We start from the raw sequence: 18,278 nt of genomic DNA, 5'->3' as shown, positions 1-18,278 counted from the left end.
GGAGTCATCCACAGGGTTGTTCTCGATTCATGGCCAGCGGCGTGACCGGAGTGACCTGAGGTCAGCCGACCAGCTTGGGCCCACCACAGGTCGGAGTCTCCTTGGCGTACACGTCCGCGCCACCCAACTGGAGTCCGAGGATGTCCTGGAGCGGCTCGATCAGCGCCGTCTGCAACGTCGCGACCAGCGGGTTCAGCACAACGCTGAGCAGGTTCTGGATGATCGGGTTCAGCACGCCGGTGAACACGGAGTTCAACGGATCGGTGATGTGCCGTTCCTTCCAGCTGCCCAGGATCAGCAGGCCGTCCCAGTAGTGCAGCACCAGGTCCGTGTTGACGGCCGGGGTGACCGTGACGGCGCCCAGGAGCATCCCGGTGCCACTGCCGACGGGTGTGGTGTAGCCGCCCGGGACCGGCACGACGACCGTCTTGTTGAAGGTCGACGACATTCCCGTACCGGCGGCGATGTTGAGGGACGTGTCGAGCGTGAGATAGGGCGGCTTGAGCAGGCTGCCGAGGCCGAGCAGCCCCAACACGTTGGTGAGCAGGCCGCCGACGGGGTCGACCGTGGCCTTGATCCCGGCGTTGGCGGAGATGCTGACGCCGCCGACGACGGCGGACGAGAGCGCCACTGTCACGCTCTCGGGGCCGGTGGGGTTGCAGGTGACCTTGGTGACCTGGGCGATGGCCTTGCCCAGGTCGATCGAGATCGCCAGGTCGATCGGTGCCACCGTGACCGAGGTGTTGAGGAGCGGCACGCTCAGCGACCGGCCGTTGATGTGGGCGCTGAGGTTGAGCCGGATCTGCGCGGTGCTGGCGGGGTCTGCGTCGCCCTTGCAGGTGGGCTTCGGCGCCTCGATGACGCTCAACGAGGTCGTGACACTGGCGACGCCCGGGAGCGAGATGCCGAGGTTCGGAATCGCGACCGCGTGGTCCTGGTTCGCCACGAAGGCGGTGCCGGTGACCAGGTCCAGCACGTTGATGCCGGCGCCCAGGGCGGCGGAGTCACCCGGCGCGAGGTTGAGGAGGTCGCCGATCGCGATCGTGGGGGTAGAGGCCCCCACGGTGATGCTGCGCAGGATGTTGGCCTCGACGAGCTTGCCCTTCGAGTCCAGCACCTTGGCCGTGGCGATGAGCAGGTCCCCGGCCTTGAGGTTGTCGAGGGCGAGCAGCTCGTCAACGGTGCCGACGCCGAGGCCACCGAGGTTGACGAGGTCGAGGAGAGAGACATTCGCCGCGGCGAGCCCCTTGTAGCTGACGAGGTCGAGGTTGACGGTGCTTCTCAACAGGCCGCCGAGCAACGGGTTGAGCAACGCGCTCTGGGCGGTGTCGAGCGAGGCGATGAACGATCCGACGCGGACGCAGGCGGACTCCTCGGCCTGCGCCACGGCGGTCCGGGTCGACCCACCACGGGCGACCCCCGTGACCCCGCCGAAGGCGAACGACGTGTCGGAGGTCGCCGACACCTTGACCGCGGTCGGGATCTCGTCCGTCGTCTTGCCGATGACCACCCAGGTGTCGCCGTCCCGCTTGACGAAGTCCCAGGTGACGTCAGCGCTGGTCAACGCCCCACCGAGCGCGTCGTCATTGCGGGCCACGCTGAGGTTCTTGGCCGTGTCGAAGGCGGACTTGTCGTACGCCGAGGCCTTGCCGCCGTTCAACAGGCGCACCAGGTCGAGCGCCACGACGTCGGCGACGGCCTGCATGTCGCGGCGCACGACGCGCTGCTGGCCGAGGTCGACGGCGAACGCTGCCGACACGACGACCACGATCGTCAGCCCCACCGCCATCAGCACGGCGGTGACTCCGCGCTGGTCCATCCGGCGGTTCGCCATCTCAGCTCACCCTGGCCACGGCGGTGTAGGACAACGTGTCCGGCAGGACGAGCCCGAAGCCCGCGATGATGCCGTCGTAGTCGATCTCGACGACGACCGTCGCGCAGCTCTTCGTGATCTCGCCCACGCAAGGGGCAATGGTGACGGTGCAGCCCGAGGCGCTGCACTTCTGGTCCTGGGCGTCGAGAGCGGCGTCGACGGCCTTGCGACCTGCCGCGATCTTCGCTGCGTTGTCGCCGGGGTTGACCGCGGCCGCACGCGCGCCCTCCGAGGCCGCCTGGCTCACCGACTGGCGCACGCTCAGCATGTCGCCGTAGTTGACGATGCCGAACACAAGGATCAGCAGGATGGGAAGGATCAGGGCGAACTCGACCGCCGCGGCTCCTCGCACGTCACGGCGCGCACGAGCGAACCCCCAGGACACAAAACGCCTCATCGGCCGGCCTCCCCGCCATCGCTCCCATGACGCCCCCCGAATGGCGTTGGGCACACCCTAATCGTCTTCTGTACAACGACGGAACCGATCCCGGGTCATTGTGCCCGGTCGAAGCAGGCGGCGTAGTTCGTTCTGACTAGTGCCTCTCGAGACGCTCAACCGACCAGTCTCGGCCGCCCGCACGTCGCGCCCACCGCGAAGACGTCGGCCCCACCGAGCCGGAGCCCGATCATCCGGGCGACCGGTCCGATGTACATCGTGTTGATGTTGTTCACGAGCGGCGTCAGGGTCTTCTCGACGAATCCCTTGCCGACCGTCACCAGCTCGTGGGCGATCAGGTTCGTCACGGCCGTGACGGCAGCCAGGTTGGCGGACTTGCCGCCGATCTTCACCGCAGTCACCGTCGGCGTGAGCGTGGCCATGCTCAGGTTGACCGCGCCGCCGGTCGTCACCGGTGTGACGTCGTTCGGCGGGATCGACAGTCCCACCGTCCCCGAGGACGCGTTCAGCTGCGACCCGACGGTGAGCGTCACGTCGACCTCCAGGGACAGCTTGGTCCCCAGCAGCAGGATGTTGCCCAGCAGGTTCGTGATCACCGAGGTCAGGCCCAGGCCGATCAGGTCGGTGAGCCTCACGTCGGCACTGACCGTCACGTTGGCATTGAGCTTGTACGACGCCAGGGCGCTCGCGACGCGGACGCTGAAGGTCGAGGGGTCGGCCCCGGTCCCGGTGCCACAGTGCACGGCCGGCGGCGCGATCAGCGCGCCGGTGCCGCTGCCCGCCTCGATCTCGAGGAACCCGGCGCCCTTGGGGGTCTGCAGGGTGCCGAGACCCGGCGGGCTGATGCTGGGCAGGTTGGTGAACTCGATGCCGAGGATCCCGTCCAGCTGGGCCGTGTCGGCCGTGGCCCCGGGAGAGTTGGGTGCGCCGCAGGCGAGCTCGGCCGCGGACACGAGGTAGATGGCGCCGGTGTACTGCCAGCCGACTCCGGGGACGCCGCCCTGGATGTTGGGGACGCCGACGAAGTACTGCCCGTCGGACAGCCGTGCCGACCCGATCAGGTCCAGCACGCTCATGCCGACCTCGAGGGCGGCCTTGTCCGTCGGCGAGACGTGCAGGACGTTGCCCAGGCTGATCATGCCGACGGTCGCGGTGACCTGCGACTTGATCAGCTTGTCGAGCGCATCGATGGCCACGGTGTTGGTCCCGTTGCCCTCCTTGGCCAGCGCGTCAGCCATGACCGTGACCAGGTCGCTGTAGCGGATCGAACCCTGGAGCAGGGCTTCCGGGCTGCCGATGGTGGGGTTGGCCGTCAACTGGGAGAGGCGGACGTCGGCGTCGGCCAGGCCGCGGTAGCTCACGAGGTCGAGGTTCACGCCGAGCAGGTCGTTGAGCGGCGCCAGGACGGTCTCGTCGCCGGCCCGGATCGCGGCGACGAACGACCCCAGCCGGAAGCAGGCGGTCGACGAGCTCTCCGCTGCCGCCGAGCGGGTCGCGGTGCCGCTGTCGGTGCCCGTGATTCCGGCGAACGCGAACGGGACCTCGGCACGAGCGACGACCCGCACCGCTGTGGGAACGCCCGCGGTCATCGCTGTGAAGCCGTTGGGGCCGATGCTGCCGAGCTCGTAGTCGAGGTCAGGGGTATTCGGACCGATCACACCCGCATTCCTGGCCAGGCTCTCGGCGCTCGCTGCGTTGAGGACCGGCGTGAGCTGGGCGACCGTGCGGCCGTCGAGCTGCCGGGCGAGGTCGAGGGCGATGACATCGGCCACGGCCTGCACGTCCGACCGCGCGACGCGTTGCATGCCCAGGTCGACGACGAACGCGCCGCTCATCATCAGCAGCGCCAGGAACACCGTCGCGAAGAGCAGCGTGGCGCCCCGCTGGTCCCGCTGGCGACCATGCCAGAGTCCCATGGTGCCTCCCCCGCTACCTGCCTGGGAGGGCGGCTCTCTCCCACCCTCTCAAGCAGGTTCGGCCGCGAAGTGCCCCTGGTCCAGCACTCGGGGCAAAGTCAGGACGAAGTCCCTAGGACTTCGGGAGCTCGATGTCGGAGGTGGCCAGCTCCTCGACGTTGACGTCCTTGAAGGTCAGCACCTTGACGTTCTTCGCGAAGCGCGCCGGGCGGTACATGTCCCACACCCAGGCATCGGCGATGGTCACCTCGAAGAAGACGTCGCCCCCTTCGGAGCGGGCCTTCACGTCGACCGTGTTGCACAGGTAGAACCGGCGGTCGGTCTCGACGACGTACTTGAAGATGCCGACGACGTCCCGGTACTCCCGGTAGAGGTTCAGTTCTTGCTCGGTTTCGTACTTCTCGAGCTCCTCGGCACTCACACCCGCACCCTAGCCGTCCGATGGTTCGAGATCCCGCAGTGACTCGGGGAACGGTTCGGGGAGGGGTTCGAGTCCCGCCGCGCGGCGGACGTTCACGAACCGCATCCGGTGGACCGGCGAGGGACCGTGCTCCTCGAGCGCGGCCGTGTGCGTGGCGGTGATGTAGCCCTTGTGGGTCCGGAAGTCGTACGACGGCCACTGGTCGTCGAGCTCGACCATCAGCCGGTCCCGGGTGACCTTGGCCAGCACGGACGCCGCCGCGACGCAGGCCGCGACCCGGTCGCCCTTCCACACCGCCAGCCCGGGGGCTCCCAGCCCGTCGACAGGGAACCCGTCGGTCAGGACGTACGCCGGCGGCAGGGCCAGCTTCGCCACGGCCCTGCGCAACGCCTCCACATTGGCGACGTGCATGCCGAGCCGGTCGCACTCGTCGTGGGAGATCACCACGACCGACCAGGCGAGGGCGCGCTTCACGACCTCGTCGTAGCAGCGCTCCCGCGCGGCCGCGGTCAGCAGCTTGGAGTCAGCGAGCCCGGGGATCACGCCGGCCTTGCCCGCGGGCAGGATCGCTGCGCCGGCCACGAGCGGCCCGGCGCAGGCTCCGCGGCCCGCCTCGTCGACCCCGGCGATCGGCTCGAGCCCGTGGCGCCGCAGTGCCCGCTCGTAGCCGTAGAGGCCCGCGTCACGTCGTACCGTCGCTCCGGTGGGAAGCCTCGACATCTGCGACCTCGCTCAGGGGGTGGCGAGCTCTTCGGCTCGCTCGCGGACGTCGGCCGGCGGGTCGTCCGGAACATCGTTGAAGACCTCGGGCCGGCTGACCCAGGTCCACCGGTCGCGCGGCCAGATCAGGGTGAAGACCTTGCCGACCACCAGGTCGGTGTCCACCCACGGGCTCTGGGTGCAGGGGTCCTCGTCGGGACCGCACAGGTGGGCCCGGGAGTCCGCGGAGTGGCCGCGGTTGTCGCCGAGCACCAGCAGCTTGCCGTCCGGGATCGGACCGATGGTCCACCCACAGGGGCTGCCGAGCGCGGTCTTCTCCTTGGTGATCCACTCGTCGACCACCGCGTTGCAGGCGCCCGGGTCGGGGCCGAGGTAGCTGGACTCGTCGAGGACCTGCCCGTTGACGGAGATCCGGCCCTGCTTGTCGCAGCACACCACCACGTCGCCCGCCGTACCGATGACGCGCTTCACCAGGTGGCCGCCCGTGGGGTACAGGCCGATCTTGGAGAGCGCGCTCGCCATGCCGGTGGGGCCGACGTTGTCGGTCGGGCCGAGCCACTCGCCCGGGTCCTCGAAGACCACCACGTCGCCGCGCTGGGGCTGCTTGCCGAACCAGTAGGAGACCTTCTGGACCAGGATCCGGTCGTTCTTGACCAGGCCCGGCTCCATCGACTCCGAGGGGATGTAGAACGCCTGGACGAACAGCGCCTTGATCAGCACCGCGAGGCCCAGGGCCACCGCGAGCAGCAGGATGCTCTCCTGCCACACCGGAAGGTGCTTGCGCTCGTCCTTGCCCGCTGCCCTGCGGCCGCGACGGGACTCGTCGGCACCCGTGGCGTCGGCTTCACGGCCGGCGTCAGGTTCGGCGGCGATGTCGTCCGTGTCGTCGGTGGTCACGATGGTCGAGTCTAGGCACGCCCTGCACGGGAAATGCACGAAGGCCCGACCTTGAACGGTCGGACCCTCGTGGGAGACAAGCGCGGCAGCGCGGCGGGAGGCGTCGATGGGCAGCTTGCTGCCCCGGATCAACGCCGGAGACGCGCTCGCGCAATCAACCAGACAAGCGCGGTAGCGCGGCGGGAGGCGTCCTCGGGCAGCTTGCTGCCCCGGATCAACGCCGGAGACGCGCTCGCGCGATGTGTCAGACCTCGCGGCGCTCCTTGATCTTGGCGGCCTTGCCCTTGAGGTTGCGCAGGTAGTAGAGCTTCGCGCGACGCACGTCACCGCGGGTCACGATCTCGATGGTCTCGAAGATCGGCGAGTGGAGCGGGAAGGTCCGCTCGACACCGACGCCGAAGGAGACCTTGCGGACCGTGAAGGTACGGCCGATGCCGCCACCGTGGATACGGATGACGACGCCCTGGAAGATCTGGACACGCGAGCGGCTGCCCTCGATGACCTTCACGTGGACCTTGACGGTGTCGCCGGCGCGGAAGGCGGGGATGTCGTCACGCTTGAGCGCGTTGCCGAAGTCGGTGACGAGGGCGGGGCTGGGGTTGGTCATGATTCTCCTCGCGAATGCACACAGGTCAGCCGCGGAACATTGGAATGGGACATCGAGCTGGTGCGCGAGCGGCGATTCCCCTGTGGCAGAAGCGCTCGTTGCACCGACCCACGATCCTCCCACAGCGGGGCGTGACCGTCTAAATCGGCGTCAGCCGCAAGAATGGCGTCCATGACCGACGCCCCGGCCCGCCGCGACTGGGCGCCGCACACCGAGGAGACCCGCCCCTGGCGGCAGCGGGTCCCCCGCGGTCCCCGGGCCGAGCGGAGGATCCGCGAGGTCACGGTCTCCCTGCCGCCGTACATCCGGGACCTGGACTACCCCATGGACCGGCCGCTGACCGCGATGGTGATGGCCAGTGCCGGAGACCTGGGCCACCTCGACCTCGTCCACGGACGGACCCTCAAGGCGCTGAACCACCTGCAGCTGCGCACCGAATCGGTCGACTCGTCGAAGATCGAGAACGTCGACGCGAGCCTGGCCGACTACGGGCGCGCCCTGCTCGGGGTCGGCGCCAACTCGTCGGCCGTGTCGATGGCCTCGGCCACCGCCGCGCTCTCCCGGATGATCCACGACGCCGACACCTCCCGGAGGATCCGGCCCGAGGCGATCCTCAAGGCACACCACGACCTGTTCCGCCGCAACCCCGACGAGGCCGAGCGGGCGGGGAAGTTCCGCACCCGGCAGAACTGGGTCGGCGGGAGTGACTACTCCCCCACCGGCGCGCTGCACGTGCCTCCGCCCCCGGAGACGGTCCCCGGCTACCTGGAGGACCTGTTCGCGTTCGCCGACCGCGACGACGTACCGCCCCTGGTGCAGGCAGCGATCGTGCACGCCCAGTTCGAGTCGATCCACCCGTTCATCGACGGCAACGGCCGGATCGGGCGCACGCTGATCCACGCGGTGCTGCGGCGCCGACGCGCGACCCGGCACCTGACCGTGCCCATCGCCTCGGCCCTGGTGTCCCACCGCGAGCGGTACTTCGCCGCGCTCAACGACTACCGCGACGGCTACGCCCAGACGCTCGTGGCCATGCTCGCCACGGCGGTCCGGATCGCGACGGCGGAGTCGTGGACGACCGCGAAGAACGTCCAGTCGATCCGTGGCCAGTGGCACGATGCCCTGGGCCGGCCGAGGGCGGGCACCCCGGTCCACCGCCTGCTCGACCTGCTCACCGAGGAACCGATCATCAACGTGCCCCTGGTGTCCGAACGCATCGACGCGTCGGAGGACACAGCGCGTACGACGATCGACACGCTCGTCGACGCACGGGTGCTCACCCGTACGGCGCGATCGCGCCAGGCGCCCGTGTGGCTCGCGACCGACGTGCTCGACGAGGTGCACGACCTCAGCGTCCGGATCCAGACGTCCAGCCGCCGGATGCGCGAGCAATCCGCCTGACCGGAACGGTCGGAACGGCCACAGGCCCGCCCCGGAGATCCGGGACGGGCCTGCGACGTGGAGCAGGTTGTTCAGGTTGATCAGTTGATGGCGTAGCCCTCGCCGTGCAGGGCGAGGTCGATACCGGCGACCTCGTCCTCTTCCTTGGCACGGAACCCGACCGTCTTCTCGATCGCGGTGCCGATGGCGAAGGCCATGATGAACGAGTAGGCGAGGATCGCGAAGGCCGGGATGGCCTGGACGACGAGCTGCTCGATGTTGCCGCCGGTGAACAGGCCGGTGTCGATCGCGAAGAAGCCCAGGTAGAGCGTGCCGATGAGGCCGGCGACGAGGTGGATGCCCACGACGTCCAGCGTGTCGTCGACGCCGATCTTGTACTTGAGCTCGATGGCGAGGGCGCAGACCGCACCGGCCACGAGGCCGAGGACGATCGCCCACATCGGGGTCAGGTTGGCGCAGGACGGGGTGATCGCGACCAGACCGGCCACGATGCCCGAGGCGGCGCCGACAGCGGTCGCCTTGCCCTCCTTGAAGTGCTCCACGACGATCCAGCCGACGAGCGCAGCAGCCGGGGCAACCAGCGTGTTGACGAAGATCAGGCCGGCCTGGCCGTCCGAGGTGGCCGCGCCGCCGTTGAAGCCGAACCAGCCGAACCACAGGATGGCGGCACCGATGAGGACGAGCGGCACGTTGTGCGGCTGCGCCTCTTCCTTGGAGAAGCCGACCTTGCGCTTGCCGAGGACCAGTGCGAGGGCCAGGGCAGCAGCACCGGCGTTGATGTGGACGGCCGTGCCGCCCGCGAAGTCGATCGTGCTGGTGTCGTAGCCCAGGTGCGTTCCGAGCTGACCCACCCAGCCGGTGAAGGTTGCCGAACCGTCCTCGTTGGTGACGAAGGAGAAGACCCACGAAGCAACCGGGAAGTAGACCAGCACGGAGAACAGGCCGACGAAGAGCATCCACGGCCAGAAGCGCGCGCGGTCAGCGATCGCACCGGAGATCAGCGCGACCGTGATGATCGCGAAGGTCCCACCGAAGATCACGAAGGCCATCGTGAGGCCGGAGCCCTCGCCGCCCTCGAACGCGGCCTTCGCGGCGTCGTTCATGCCGAAGTCGAAGAACGGGTTGCCCAGGACCTCGGGGATCCAGTCGGCCTCCGTGCCGTCGACGAACGCCTGGTTGAAGCCGAACAGGATCCACAACACGGCAACGAGCCCGATCGAGCCGAAGCTCAGCATCATCATCGAGATGACGCTCTTGGACTTCACCAGCCCGCCATAGAAGAACGCCAGGCCTGGCGTCATGAAGAGCACGAGGGCTGCTGTGATCAGCAGCCAGACAACAGGAAGGCTCATGGAACTAACTCCTCGGAGGTACGGGCCAGCATTGCGACCCACTGAGGCCACCTTCGTTGGTGGGCCGCGTCTGAGGCCGATCCTGACGAGCAGTCGTTTCGCCGAGACCCGGCTGGCGTTTCCGGTTTGTTACAGGTTCGTCAGGCGTGTGTCATTGCCGTGAACACAGGCTCACGCACGCCGCTTGGTGAGCACGACGGCCCCCGGAGGCGCCTCGAGGTCCGGGCGCAGCCGGAAGCCCGCCTTCTTGTACATCCGCTGGTTGCGGACGCTGTCAGCCCCCGTGAAGAGGACGTACGACGTCGCGCGTGCCGGCGCGACCGCCTGGATGTGGTCCAGCAGCACCCGCCCGAGGCCGGACCCCTGCAGGTCGGGGGCAACCATGATCCGGCCGATGTCCCACGACGAGCCATCCTCGAGACGGCCGCGCACGGCGCCGACCAGCCGACCGGCACGCCGCACGACCCAGGTGTCCCACTCGCCCAGCCACGTCCGCACGTCCTCGAGCGACTCGTGCAGCGCCGGGATGTCGAGGGAGTCGTTGGCCAGGGCCTCCTGGACCCAGCAGGCCCGCTGGAGGGTGAGGAGCTCTGCGGCGTCGCCCGCAGTGGCGCGGACGATCGGGGTGCCGTCGTCGAGCGTCGAGGGGGCGAGCAGGTCCGGACGGCGCTCCGCAGTCCGTCGTACGGCTTCCTGGTGACGCCACTGCGCCACCTTGCCGTGGTCGCCGGAGAGGAGGACGGCGGGCACCTCGCGGCCCTGCCACTCGGCAGGCTTGGTGTAGACGGGGTACTCCAGCAGTCCGCTCTCGGCGTGGGACTCCTCGACCAGCGACTGCGCGTTGCCCATGAACCCGGGCAGCAGGCGTACGACGGCCTCGGTGATGGCCAGCGCCGCGACCTCTCCCCCGTTGAGGACGTAGTCGCCGAGGCTGATCTCCCGCACCTCGGCGCGCTCACGTGCGTGGTCGATGACGCGCTGGTCGATGCCCTCGTAGCGTCCGCAGGCGAACACGACGCGCTCGCGGGTGGCGAGTTCTTCGGCGAGACGCTGGTTGAAGGGTTCGCCCGACGGCGTCGTGAAGATGACCGTGTCGTGCTCCCCGACCTCGAGGGCGTCGAACGCCGCTCCCCAGGGTTCGGGCTTCATGACCATGCCGGCGCCGCCGCCGTACGGGGTGTCGTCGACACGGCGGTGCTTGTCCTGCGCCCACGAACGCAGGTCGTGGACGTGGAACTCGAGCAGTCCCTTGTCGGCGGCCTTGCCGGGCAGCGAGAGCTCGAGCGGGGCGAAGAAGTCGGGGAAGATCGTGAGGTAGTCCAGCCTCACGCGTCGGCCTCCGTGGCCTCGGGGGCGTCGTCAGCGTCGTCGGCGTCGTCGGGGAACGGCGTCACCAGCCCGGGCCGGTCCGCGATCACCACACGGCCACCGGCGACATCGACCTCCGGCACCAGCGCCGACACGAAGGGAACGAGGGTGTTGCGGCCGTCCGGCGTACGGACCTGGAGCAGGTCCTGGGCGCCGTGCACGACGGAGGAGACCTTGCCGATCTCCTCGCCCTCGAGGTTGTACGCCGTGAGGCCGATCAGCTGCCGGTCGTAGAACTCCTCGGGGTCCTCGGGCACCTCGTCGGCGGACACGAAGGCCCGGAGCACCGACCCGCGGGCCGCCTCGGCCGCGTTGCGGTCGGCGAGCTCGGCGAACGTCACGAGCAGCACGCCCTGGTGCCAGCGCGTGCGCGAGACCGTCAGCTTGCGCGCCGAGAACGCCGAACCCTTGGGCGGCTCGACCTCGAGCACCGCGCCGTCGACGTAGCGACGCTCCGGCTCGTCGGTCCGTACGTCGACGGTCACCTCGCCACGAATGCCGTGGGGCTTGCCGATCCGGCCGACGACGACGTCAATGCTGTCCACGGGTCCGAGGCTATTGCGTGTGGCCCGGGAACGCCGAACGGGCGCCTTCCCCGGAGGGAGGACGCCCGTTCGAGCAATGCTGGGTGAAACTCAGCGGCGGTCGGTGTCGACGAAGTCGACCCGGGTGCCGCTGTTGCCGGAGAGCGCGGAGATGACCGTGCGGAAGGCAGTCGCGGTGCGACCGCTCCGGCCGATCACCTTGCCGAGGTCGTCGGGGTGGACCCGGACCTCGAGCACCGAACCACGGCGCAGCTGCTTGTCGCGCACGACGACGTCATCGGGGTGGTCGACCACTCCGCGGACGAGGTGCTCCAGCGCGTCGGCGAGCATCTGCTCAGGCCTCGGTGGTGGCTTCGGCAGCGTCAGCGGCCGGAGCTTCCTCGGCGGGGGCCTCGGCAGGAGTCTCGGCGGGCGCCTCGGCGGCGGCCTCCTCGACCTTCTCCTCGACCTTGTCGTCCTTCTTCGCAGCCTTCTTCTTGGCAGTCGTGGCAGCGGCCTTGGGCTCGCTGGCGACCTCCTTGAGGGCCTCGTTGAAGATGTCGAGCTTGGCGCGCTTGGCTTCCTTCACCTTGAGGGTGCCCTCGGCGCCGTCAATGCCCTTGAACTTCTGCCAGTCACCGGTGATCTTGAGCAGGACCTCGACGGCCTCGGTCGGCTGCGCGCCGACACCCAGCCAGTACTGCGCCCGGTCGGAGACGACGTCGATGAACGACGGGTCCTCCTTGGGGTGGTACTTGCCGATCTCCTCGATCACGGCGCCGTCGCGCTTCTTGCGCGAGTCGACGATGACGATGCGGTACTGCGGAACCCGGACCTTGCCCAGGCGCTTCAAACGAATCTTGACGGCCACGTTTGTGGTGTCTCCTTGACGATTTGTGGTGGGTGAGGCACGGGCTACCAGGTGGGGACACCGGGGCCCGGACTCGGATGGGTTCCACGATGGCGGTTGAGAGGGACCGACGTCGCAGAACTCAGCCACCAAGTCTGCCAGATGACCGGCGGCCTTCACGAATCGGCTGACAGGTGGTCGGCCAGGGCGGAAGCGATCTCGTGGTCGGGCCCGTCGAAGCTCGTGTACGCCGGTGAGGTGTTGGCCTCCCAGCAGTACCAGCGACCGTCGCTCCCGAAGCGGAGGTCGATGCCGGCCAGCTCCAGTCCCAGGGCCCGCGCGAGGGCGTGGCAACGCGCCGCGACGGGGGCGGGGAGGTCCGCGGGTTCGAGGGTGAACCCGCCGTAGCGGTAGTCGACGGACTGCGAACGGATCCGGTGGGCGAACAGCCGTTGGCCCACGACGTGGACGCGATACTCCACGCCGGCCACGAACCGCTGGAACTGGGTGGGGCACCAGCGCACGGCGCCGAGGTCGTCGTCTGGCCCCACGATCCGGACGATGCTGCGGGTCCCGCTGATCGACTTCACGATCACCCGCCCGTGCTGGGCGACGAACGCCTGCGCGGCGTCCGGATCCGTGGTGAGCAGGGTCTCGGGCACGGCGAACCCGAGCCGCTCGATCACGGCGGACTGGCGTGGCTTCGAGTGGTTGCTGAGTCCCGCCGAGGGCCGGTTGACCACCCGCACGTGGCCGGGCACCGCCTCGGCCCACTCCCGCAGCCCGAAGGACAGCCGGGCGAGACGGTCGCGCTCGGCAGCATCGACGGCGTCGCCGAGGTCATAGGAGCGGAGGTACACGCCGCGCAGGTTCTGCACCGGGACCTCGAGGTCGCCGACCCGGAGCGCGAGCCGCGCGCCGACCGGCTGCACCGTGACCCGGGTGCAGGAGGCCTGGTCGAGGAACAGGTGAGGGGTGCCGCGGTCGGCCAGCAGCTGGCGGACGTTCTCGAGGGGCGCGTCCGAGCGCAGCCCGTAGAGCACGATCACGGCGCCACCTCCTCGACCAGGGCACGCACGGCCGACCGCACCCCGGCGGTGCGCACCACCGGCGCCGGAAGAACGGCCTCCAGGTGCGGCGGCGCCGTGGCGGTGCGGCGAGCGACCACGGCCGAGAGGAGTGGGACGTCGTACGACGCAGCCATGGTGGTGAGGTGCCGCGCCAGTGCCTCATCGATGTCGCAGGTGGCCGGTCCACCGACGCGGAAGACCCGGTCGCCGACGATGGTCACCAGCACTCGCGGGGAGTCCGTGTCCTCGTCGGTGACAAGGGGCAGCCCCGCGGCCGCGGCCCACGCCGCGGCGGGCGGGCAAGGCCCCGCCAGGCTCGCGTACGACGGCGCGACCAGGCAGCGCTGTTCGAGGGTCGTGAGCCAGTGCCCCAGGAAGGACGTCATCTCCGAGGCGACGTACTCCTGGTGCTCCGGGGCGATCCAGGTGAGTTCACCGGCCTCCACGTTCGCGAGCAGGCTGACCAGGCAGCGCACCCGTCCGGTCGCGAACGGTTCGCCGTCAGCGACCCCACGGCCGGCAGCCGGGCCCGCCCCGGAGGACGGGCCGGCTGCCAGCGCCCAGCCCGGCAGCGACAGGTCCGCCGGGGTGAGCAGGCGTGCGCCCGCCCACCCCGCGGCCAGCGCTGCCGCGCCGGGGTCCTGCTGGGAGGCAAGGACCAGGATCACGACGGTCCGTTGCCGTTGGACGAGGCGAGGGCCGCCTCGACCACTTCGCTCGACACGTCCGGCCGGTCCTCGGCCTCGACGAACGGGCTGCCGAGGCTGCCCACGCGCTTCTCGATCCGGTCCAGGCGCTCGAGGACCTCCTTCATGCCGTCGACCTCGTCGAGCACCGGGTTCACGAGGATCTCGCCGGGGTTGAAGATGTCGTCGATCTCGCGGCCGGCGATCTTGTAGTCGTCGATCTCGCGGATCTCCTTGACGCGCTTCTCGATGAGCACGTTGTCGCGCACGTGCTTGACGAGGTCGTTCTCGAAGTACCGCTTGACCACACGGCGAGCGGCGATCAGGGCGGCGTGCACGTCGATCCGGCCGTAGCCCATCTGGTTGTTCCAGGTGCCGTTCGGGTGGCCGGACACGTTGGCGTAGGGCACGGTGCCGACCTTGGCCGCGGTCTTCTCGATGATGTTGCGGACCGCCACGTTGCTGAGCGAGGAGTTCCGCGAACGGATCAGCGCCGCCAGGGCCGCGACGTGCGGGGTCGCCGCAGAGGTCCCGTTGAAGGTGCCCGTGTAGGCCGTGCCGGTGTAGCCGCTGCTGCCCAGGCGGTCCGTGCTCGGGATCCGGACGCCGGGAGCGACGACCGACATCTGCGGGCCGTAGTTGGACCCCCAGCCCTCTCCGTCCGGGCTGCTCGGCGACTTCCGGTTGTCGGCCTGGTCGCTGGCGCCGACCGCGATGACCAACGGGTTGGTCGCCGGGTAGGTGATGCCGTTGAGGGTGTTCTGGTTGTGCGTGGCGACGCACATGATCATGCCTGCGTTGTGGGCCTCCTGGATCGCCGGATCGATGACCGCGTGGCTCCAGGCGTTCCACCCGAAGCTCATCGAGACCACCTGGGCACCCTGGAGCCGGGCGTAGCGAAGACCCGCCGCGACCTCGGTGTCGGTCCACCGGTCGAAGGCGATCGGCAGCAGGCGGCAGCCGCCGGCGAGACCGGCCACCCCGACCGCGTTGCCCGTCCGCGCGGCAACGATGCCCGCGCAGGGCGTGCCGTGGTTGCCGGTGGGAGCACCCGTGCCCGACATCGTGCCGAGGTTGATGCCGTTGTGCAGGAACGCGCCGACCAGGTCGGGGTGCCCCAGCTCGACACCCTCGTCGAGGATGGCGACGGTGACGGCGGACGAGCCCATGGTCAGGTCCCAGCCGGACGTCCCCGTGCCACCAGCGCCGATCTGGCGCAGGTTCCACTGGTCGACGTACATCGGGTCGTTGGGGGTGTGGGCGACCGGGACGCGCAGCGGCACCCATTCCAGACGCACCTCCACCTCGCGGCCGAGCGCGGCGGTGATCCGCTCCGGCAGGTCGTACGCCGGCGTCGCCGCCGGGTCCACGACCTTGAAGTAGTCGAGCTCGCCGAGCAGCGACGAACGGACCTCGTCGCGCTCGAGGCCGAGGGCCTCGACCGCAGCCAGGTCCTCGGGGGTCGCCACGTCGGCGTCCAGCAGGACGACGGCGTCCGCGGCCGGGGAGAGCTCCTCGGCGCCGGCACCGAAGTCTGCGGTGTAGACCGGCGAGGACCAGGCGACCGAGCCACCGCTGGTCGCCGCGTCGAGGGCGTCCGTGTCGACGGCCGAACCGTCCGCGGTCCGAGCGAACACGAAGTCCTGTCCCGCGTTGACGGGCTGCTTGTCGGCAACGGCGCCTTCGGAGGCATCCGCCACCGCACGTTCGGCGGCGCCTTCGCCGCCCTCGGCAACGAGCCCGAGGGAAGCGAGTACGTCGCCCTGGCCGCCGGCCACGGGCGTGGACCGCGGCGCGAGCAGGACGCGGTCCGGGTTCAGCGAGAGCGGGACACCGGACGGGTGGGCCAGGTTGTCGGGAAAGCTGGGCATGGTGATCTCCTCCAGGGACGGGAGTGACTTGTGCCACTCACCGTGAGGAGGCGCTACCCGCCGCCCTGATACATCCCGATCGGATCATTGCCCGAAGGGGTCAGCTGACGACCTTGCCCCGCAGGACGACGTACGACGGCTCGGCGAGCACCGACAGGTCCGCGACCGGGTCGCGCGGGTAGACCACGAAGTCGGCGGGGTCGCCCTCGTCGAGTCCGGGGTTCCAGCCGAGCCAGGCCCGGCCGCGCCACGACGCGGCGCCCAGGACGTACTCGGCCGGCAGGCCCATCTCCACCATCGCGCGGATCTCTTCGTGCAGCACTCCGTGGCGGGTCGACCCGCCACCATCGCTACCGACGTAGAGGGCCACCCCGGCGTCGTACGCCTTCATGAGGACGTCGCGGCGAGAGCGGTGGAGGGATTCCATCGTGGCGGCGTACGTCGGGAACTTGCTGCGTCCGGCGTCGGCGAACCCGGGGAACTTGTCGGTCTGCAGGACCGTCGGCACCAGCGCGACACCGTTGGCGACCATCTGGGCGATGTGCGCCTCGGTGAGCCCGGTGCCGTGCTCGATGCAGTCGATGCCGGCGTCGAGCAGGGGTGACAGGGACGCTTCGCCGAAGCAGTGGGCGGTCACCTTCGCGCCGTGCGCGTGCGCAACCCCGATGGCGGCAGCGACGGCGTCATCGGGGAAGGACGGCACCAGGTCCCCGGCATCACGGGAGATCCAGTCACCGACCAGCTTCACCCACCCGTCCCCGGCCTGCGCCTGCTCCCCCACGATGCCCGGCAGGCCGTCGGGCTCGACCTCCGCGCCGTAGTTCTGGATGTAGCGCCGCGTGCGCGCGACGTGGCGTCCGCAGCGGATCAGTCGCGGCAGGTCCTCGCGCCCGTGCACCCAGCGGGTGTCGGCGGGTGACCCGCAGTCCCGGAGCAGGAGGACGCCGTTGGCCCGGTCGGCCAGCGCCTGCTCCTCGATCGCTTCGTCGGAGACCGCTCCCCCGTCCTCGAGCCCGAGGTGGTTGTGGGCGTCGACCAGCCCGGGCACGATCCAGCCTTCGCCGACCGACTCCGCGCCTGCCGGCCGCTCGTAGGTGATGGTGCCGTCGAGGACGAACACCTCCCGTACGTCGCCGTCGGGCAGGACCGGACCGGAGAACCTCAGCGCGCTCACCTTGCCGACGCTACCAATCCGAGACGCGTGTCAGAGGCGTGAGAGCAGCCAGGTGGGTGAGAGCGTCGTGGCGCCCGCGCCGTGCACGCGGGCGTCGAGGGCGCGGTCGGCTGTCACCACCACGACCCGGCCGCCCTTCGCGGCGGCCTTCTCGACGGCCTTGCGAGCCTCCTCGACGATCGTGGCGTCGCCGTCCTTCGGAGCATGGACGGTGCGCACGTGGGCGTCGCGGCCGGCGCGCACGCCGCCCTTGGCCTGCCCTTCGAGCACGAGTACGACGACGTCGTACTCGATGTCCGCGACGAGCAGCTCGTCGTGCAGCCGCAGGGCCGCGCCGGCGCGGTCCTTCCACCAACCGTCGGGCCGGGCACCCACGACGTTGGCGCCGTCGACGATGAGGGTCGAGGTCACGGGCGATCCCCGTCTCCCCCACCGGCCGCGCGGGCAGCCAGGACGCCGAGCTCCCAGAGCGCGAGCTGCAGCGCGACGAACTCGGCCGCGTCGAGGGTGATGTCGAGGCGCTTGCGCTTGCGGCCCTGCTCCCAGCCGGCCCAGGTCGTCCGCACCACGCCGGCGTTGCGGCAGTGGACCGTGATCCGGCGTCGTCCGGCGCACAGCTGGAGGTACGTACCGACGCGCACGTCCACGCTCTCGTAGCTGGCGTCGTGCCCGGAGACGGCTGACGGGCGGCCCTCCCAGGCGCTGCCCAGGACGACCCGGTCCACCGGACGGAGCCGGCGGCGGCCCAGGCCGAGGGAATGACGGAGCACGGCGCCCCGCCCGTCGACGCGCAGTCGTCCGGGGAACAGGGGAACGCCCCAGGCAACGGCTGCCCACACGATCATGGCCACGGCCAGCACGCCGATCGCCCCGAGGACGACCCGGTCGTCCTGCTTCCCCGACGACACGGTGAACCCGGCGGCGGCTGCGGCGACGACCAACGCCAGGCCGAGCAGCCAGCGCGAGCCGATGCGCTCAGGCCCTCCCCAGCGGGACTCGTCCGCCCCGGCGGTGCCGCCGTGGACCTTGGCGAGGTGACGCTCGAGGTTCGCGCCCTTCACCCCGGCGGCACACACCGGACAGGGCACCGGACCGCCGGGGTTCTCGCCCGCCAGTCGGAGCGCCCGCTCCACGGTCGTCATGTCGCGGCG

19 protein-coding genes and 1 pseudogene are annotated in these 18,278 nt (G+C 70.1%); 1 reads left to right on the top strand and 19 read right to left on the bottom strand.

Features of this window, described 5'->3' with window-relative positions; translation table 11 throughout:
- Window positions 1-61: 61 nt before the first annotated feature.
- The 7 genes from ACOACQ_RS10605 to rplS form a co-directional block, all read right to left on the bottom strand.
- Entirely contained in the window at window positions 62-1,834 is a 1,773-nt protein-coding gene (locus ACOACQ_RS10605; RefSeq protein WP_420288255.1) for a hypothetical protein, read from the bottom strand.
- Between the two features lies 1 nt (window position 1,835).
- A complete protein-coding gene (locus tag ACOACQ_RS10600) occupies window positions 1,836-2,258 on the bottom strand; it encodes a TadE/TadG family type IV pilus assembly protein (RefSeq protein ID WP_420288254.1) in 423 nt (140 codons plus the stop codon).
- Between the two features lie 167 nt (window positions 2,259-2,425).
- Window positions 2,426-4,186 carry a hypothetical protein gene (locus tag ACOACQ_RS10595; RefSeq protein WP_420288253.1) on the bottom strand — a complete coding sequence of 587 codons (1,761 nt, stop codon included), beginning with the start codon at window positions 4,184-4,186 and terminating at the stop codon, window positions 2,426-2,428.
- A 112-nt stretch (window positions 4,187-4,298) separates the two neighbouring features.
- Complete coding sequence (locus tag ACOACQ_RS10590) at window positions 4,299-4,607, bottom strand: DUF2469 domain-containing protein (protein ID WP_420288252.1); 309 nt, start codon at window positions 4,605-4,607, stop codon at window positions 4,299-4,301.
- Between the two features lie 9 nt (window positions 4,608-4,616).
- Window positions 4,617-5,327 carry a ribonuclease HII gene (locus tag ACOACQ_RS10585; protein WP_420288251.1) on the bottom strand — a complete coding sequence of 237 codons (711 nt, stop codon included), beginning with the start codon at window positions 5,325-5,327 and terminating at the stop codon, window positions 4,617-4,619.
- 12 nt (window positions 5,328-5,339) lie between these two features.
- Window positions 5,340-6,224, bottom strand: a complete 885-nt coding sequence (gene lepB / locus ACOACQ_RS10580; RefSeq protein WP_378606222.1) for a signal peptidase I — start codon at window positions 6,222-6,224, stop codon at window positions 5,340-5,342.
- Window positions 6,225-6,468: 244 nt separating this feature from the next.
- The gene (rplS, locus tag ACOACQ_RS10575) at window positions 6,469-6,831 is read right to left on the bottom strand and encodes a 50S ribosomal protein L19 (protein ID WP_378606219.1); all 363 of its coding nucleotides are present in this window, start codon (window positions 6,829-6,831) and stop codon (window positions 6,469-6,471) included.
- Between the two features lie 171 nt (window positions 6,832-7,002).
- Between rplS and ACOACQ_RS10570 the strand changes: the two genes are divergently transcribed.
- Entirely contained in the window at window positions 7,003-8,232 is a 1,230-nt protein-coding gene (locus ACOACQ_RS10570; protein ID WP_420288250.1) for a Fic family protein, read from the top strand.
- An 80-nt stretch (window positions 8,233-8,312) separates the two neighbouring features.
- Here ACOACQ_RS10570 and ACOACQ_RS10565 read toward each other — a convergent pair whose 3' ends face one another.
- The 12 genes and pseudogenes from ACOACQ_RS10565 to ACOACQ_RS10510 form a co-directional block, all read right to left on the bottom strand.
- Entirely contained in the window at window positions 8,313-9,584 is a 1,272-nt protein-coding gene (locus ACOACQ_RS10565) for an ammonium transporter (RefSeq protein ID WP_420288249.1), read from the bottom strand.
- Window positions 9,585-9,755: 171 nt separating this feature from the next.
- Entirely contained in the window at window positions 9,756-10,103 is a 348-nt protein-coding gene (locus ACOACQ_RS10560; protein WP_378606293.1) for a GNAT family N-acetyltransferase, read from the bottom strand.
- Window positions 10,104-10,238: 135 nt separating this feature from the next.
- Window positions 10,239-10,913, bottom strand: a pseudogene (gene trmD / locus ACOACQ_RS10555) (tRNA (guanosine(37)-N1)-methyltransferase TrmD); the annotation flags it as partial.
- Window positions 10,910-11,497, bottom strand: a complete 588-nt coding sequence (gene rimM / locus ACOACQ_RS10550; RefSeq protein ID WP_420288248.1) for a ribosome maturation factor RimM — start codon at window positions 11,495-11,497, stop codon at window positions 10,910-10,912. The pseudogene trmD and the gene rimM, both read right to left, overlap by 4 nt.
- Before the next feature lie 90 nt (window positions 11,498-11,587).
- Complete coding sequence (locus ACOACQ_RS10545; RefSeq protein WP_420288247.1) at window positions 11,588-11,827, bottom strand: RNA-binding protein; 240 nt, start codon at window positions 11,825-11,827, stop codon at window positions 11,588-11,590.
- 4 nt (window positions 11,828-11,831) lie between these two features.
- On the bottom strand, window positions 11,832-12,347 hold the full coding sequence (gene rpsP / locus ACOACQ_RS10540) for a 30S ribosomal protein S16 (RefSeq protein ID WP_378596559.1): 516 nt from the start codon (window positions 12,345-12,347) through the stop codon (window positions 11,832-11,834).
- 155 nt (window positions 12,348-12,502) lie between these two features.
- Window positions 12,503-13,375, bottom strand: a complete 873-nt coding sequence (locus ACOACQ_RS10535) for an ATP-grasp domain-containing protein (RefSeq protein WP_420288246.1) — start codon at window positions 13,373-13,375, stop codon at window positions 12,503-12,505.
- Window positions 13,372-14,064: a hypothetical protein gene (locus ACOACQ_RS10530; protein ID WP_378596561.1), complete on the bottom strand. Its 693-nt coding sequence runs from the start codon at window positions 14,062-14,064 to the stop codon at window positions 13,372-13,374. The genes ACOACQ_RS10535 and ACOACQ_RS10530 overlap by 4 nt, the downstream gene beginning before the upstream one ends.
- On the bottom strand, window positions 14,061-15,953 hold the full coding sequence (locus ACOACQ_RS10525; protein ID WP_378596562.1) for a S8 family serine peptidase: 1,893 nt from the start codon (window positions 15,951-15,953) through the stop codon (window positions 14,061-14,063). Before ACOACQ_RS10525 ends, ACOACQ_RS10530 begins: the two co-directional genes overlap by 4 nt.
- Window positions 15,954-16,053: 100 nt before the next feature.
- Window positions 16,054-17,127: an amidohydrolase family protein gene (locus ACOACQ_RS10520; RefSeq protein WP_378596563.1), complete on the bottom strand. Its 1,074-nt coding sequence runs from the start codon at window positions 17,125-17,127 to the stop codon at window positions 16,054-16,056.
- A gap of 30 nt (window positions 17,128-17,157) precedes the next feature.
- Complete coding sequence (locus ACOACQ_RS10515; RefSeq protein WP_378596564.1) at window positions 17,158-17,538, bottom strand: hypothetical protein; 381 nt, start codon at window positions 17,536-17,538, stop codon at window positions 17,158-17,160.
- A complete protein-coding gene (locus ACOACQ_RS10510) occupies window positions 17,535-18,269 on the bottom strand; it encodes a hypothetical protein (protein WP_420288245.1) in 735 nt (244 codons plus the stop codon). Before ACOACQ_RS10510 ends, ACOACQ_RS10515 begins: the two co-directional genes overlap by 4 nt.
- Window positions 18,270-18,278: the final 9 nt, after the last annotated feature.

Source organism: Nocardioides sp. CPCC 206347, from assembly GCF_048654605.1.
Taxonomy (GTDB): Bacteria; Actinomycetota; Actinomycetes; order Propionibacteriales; family Nocardioidaceae; genus Nocardioides.
This window is presented reverse-complemented; position numbering and strand designations above follow the sequence as displayed.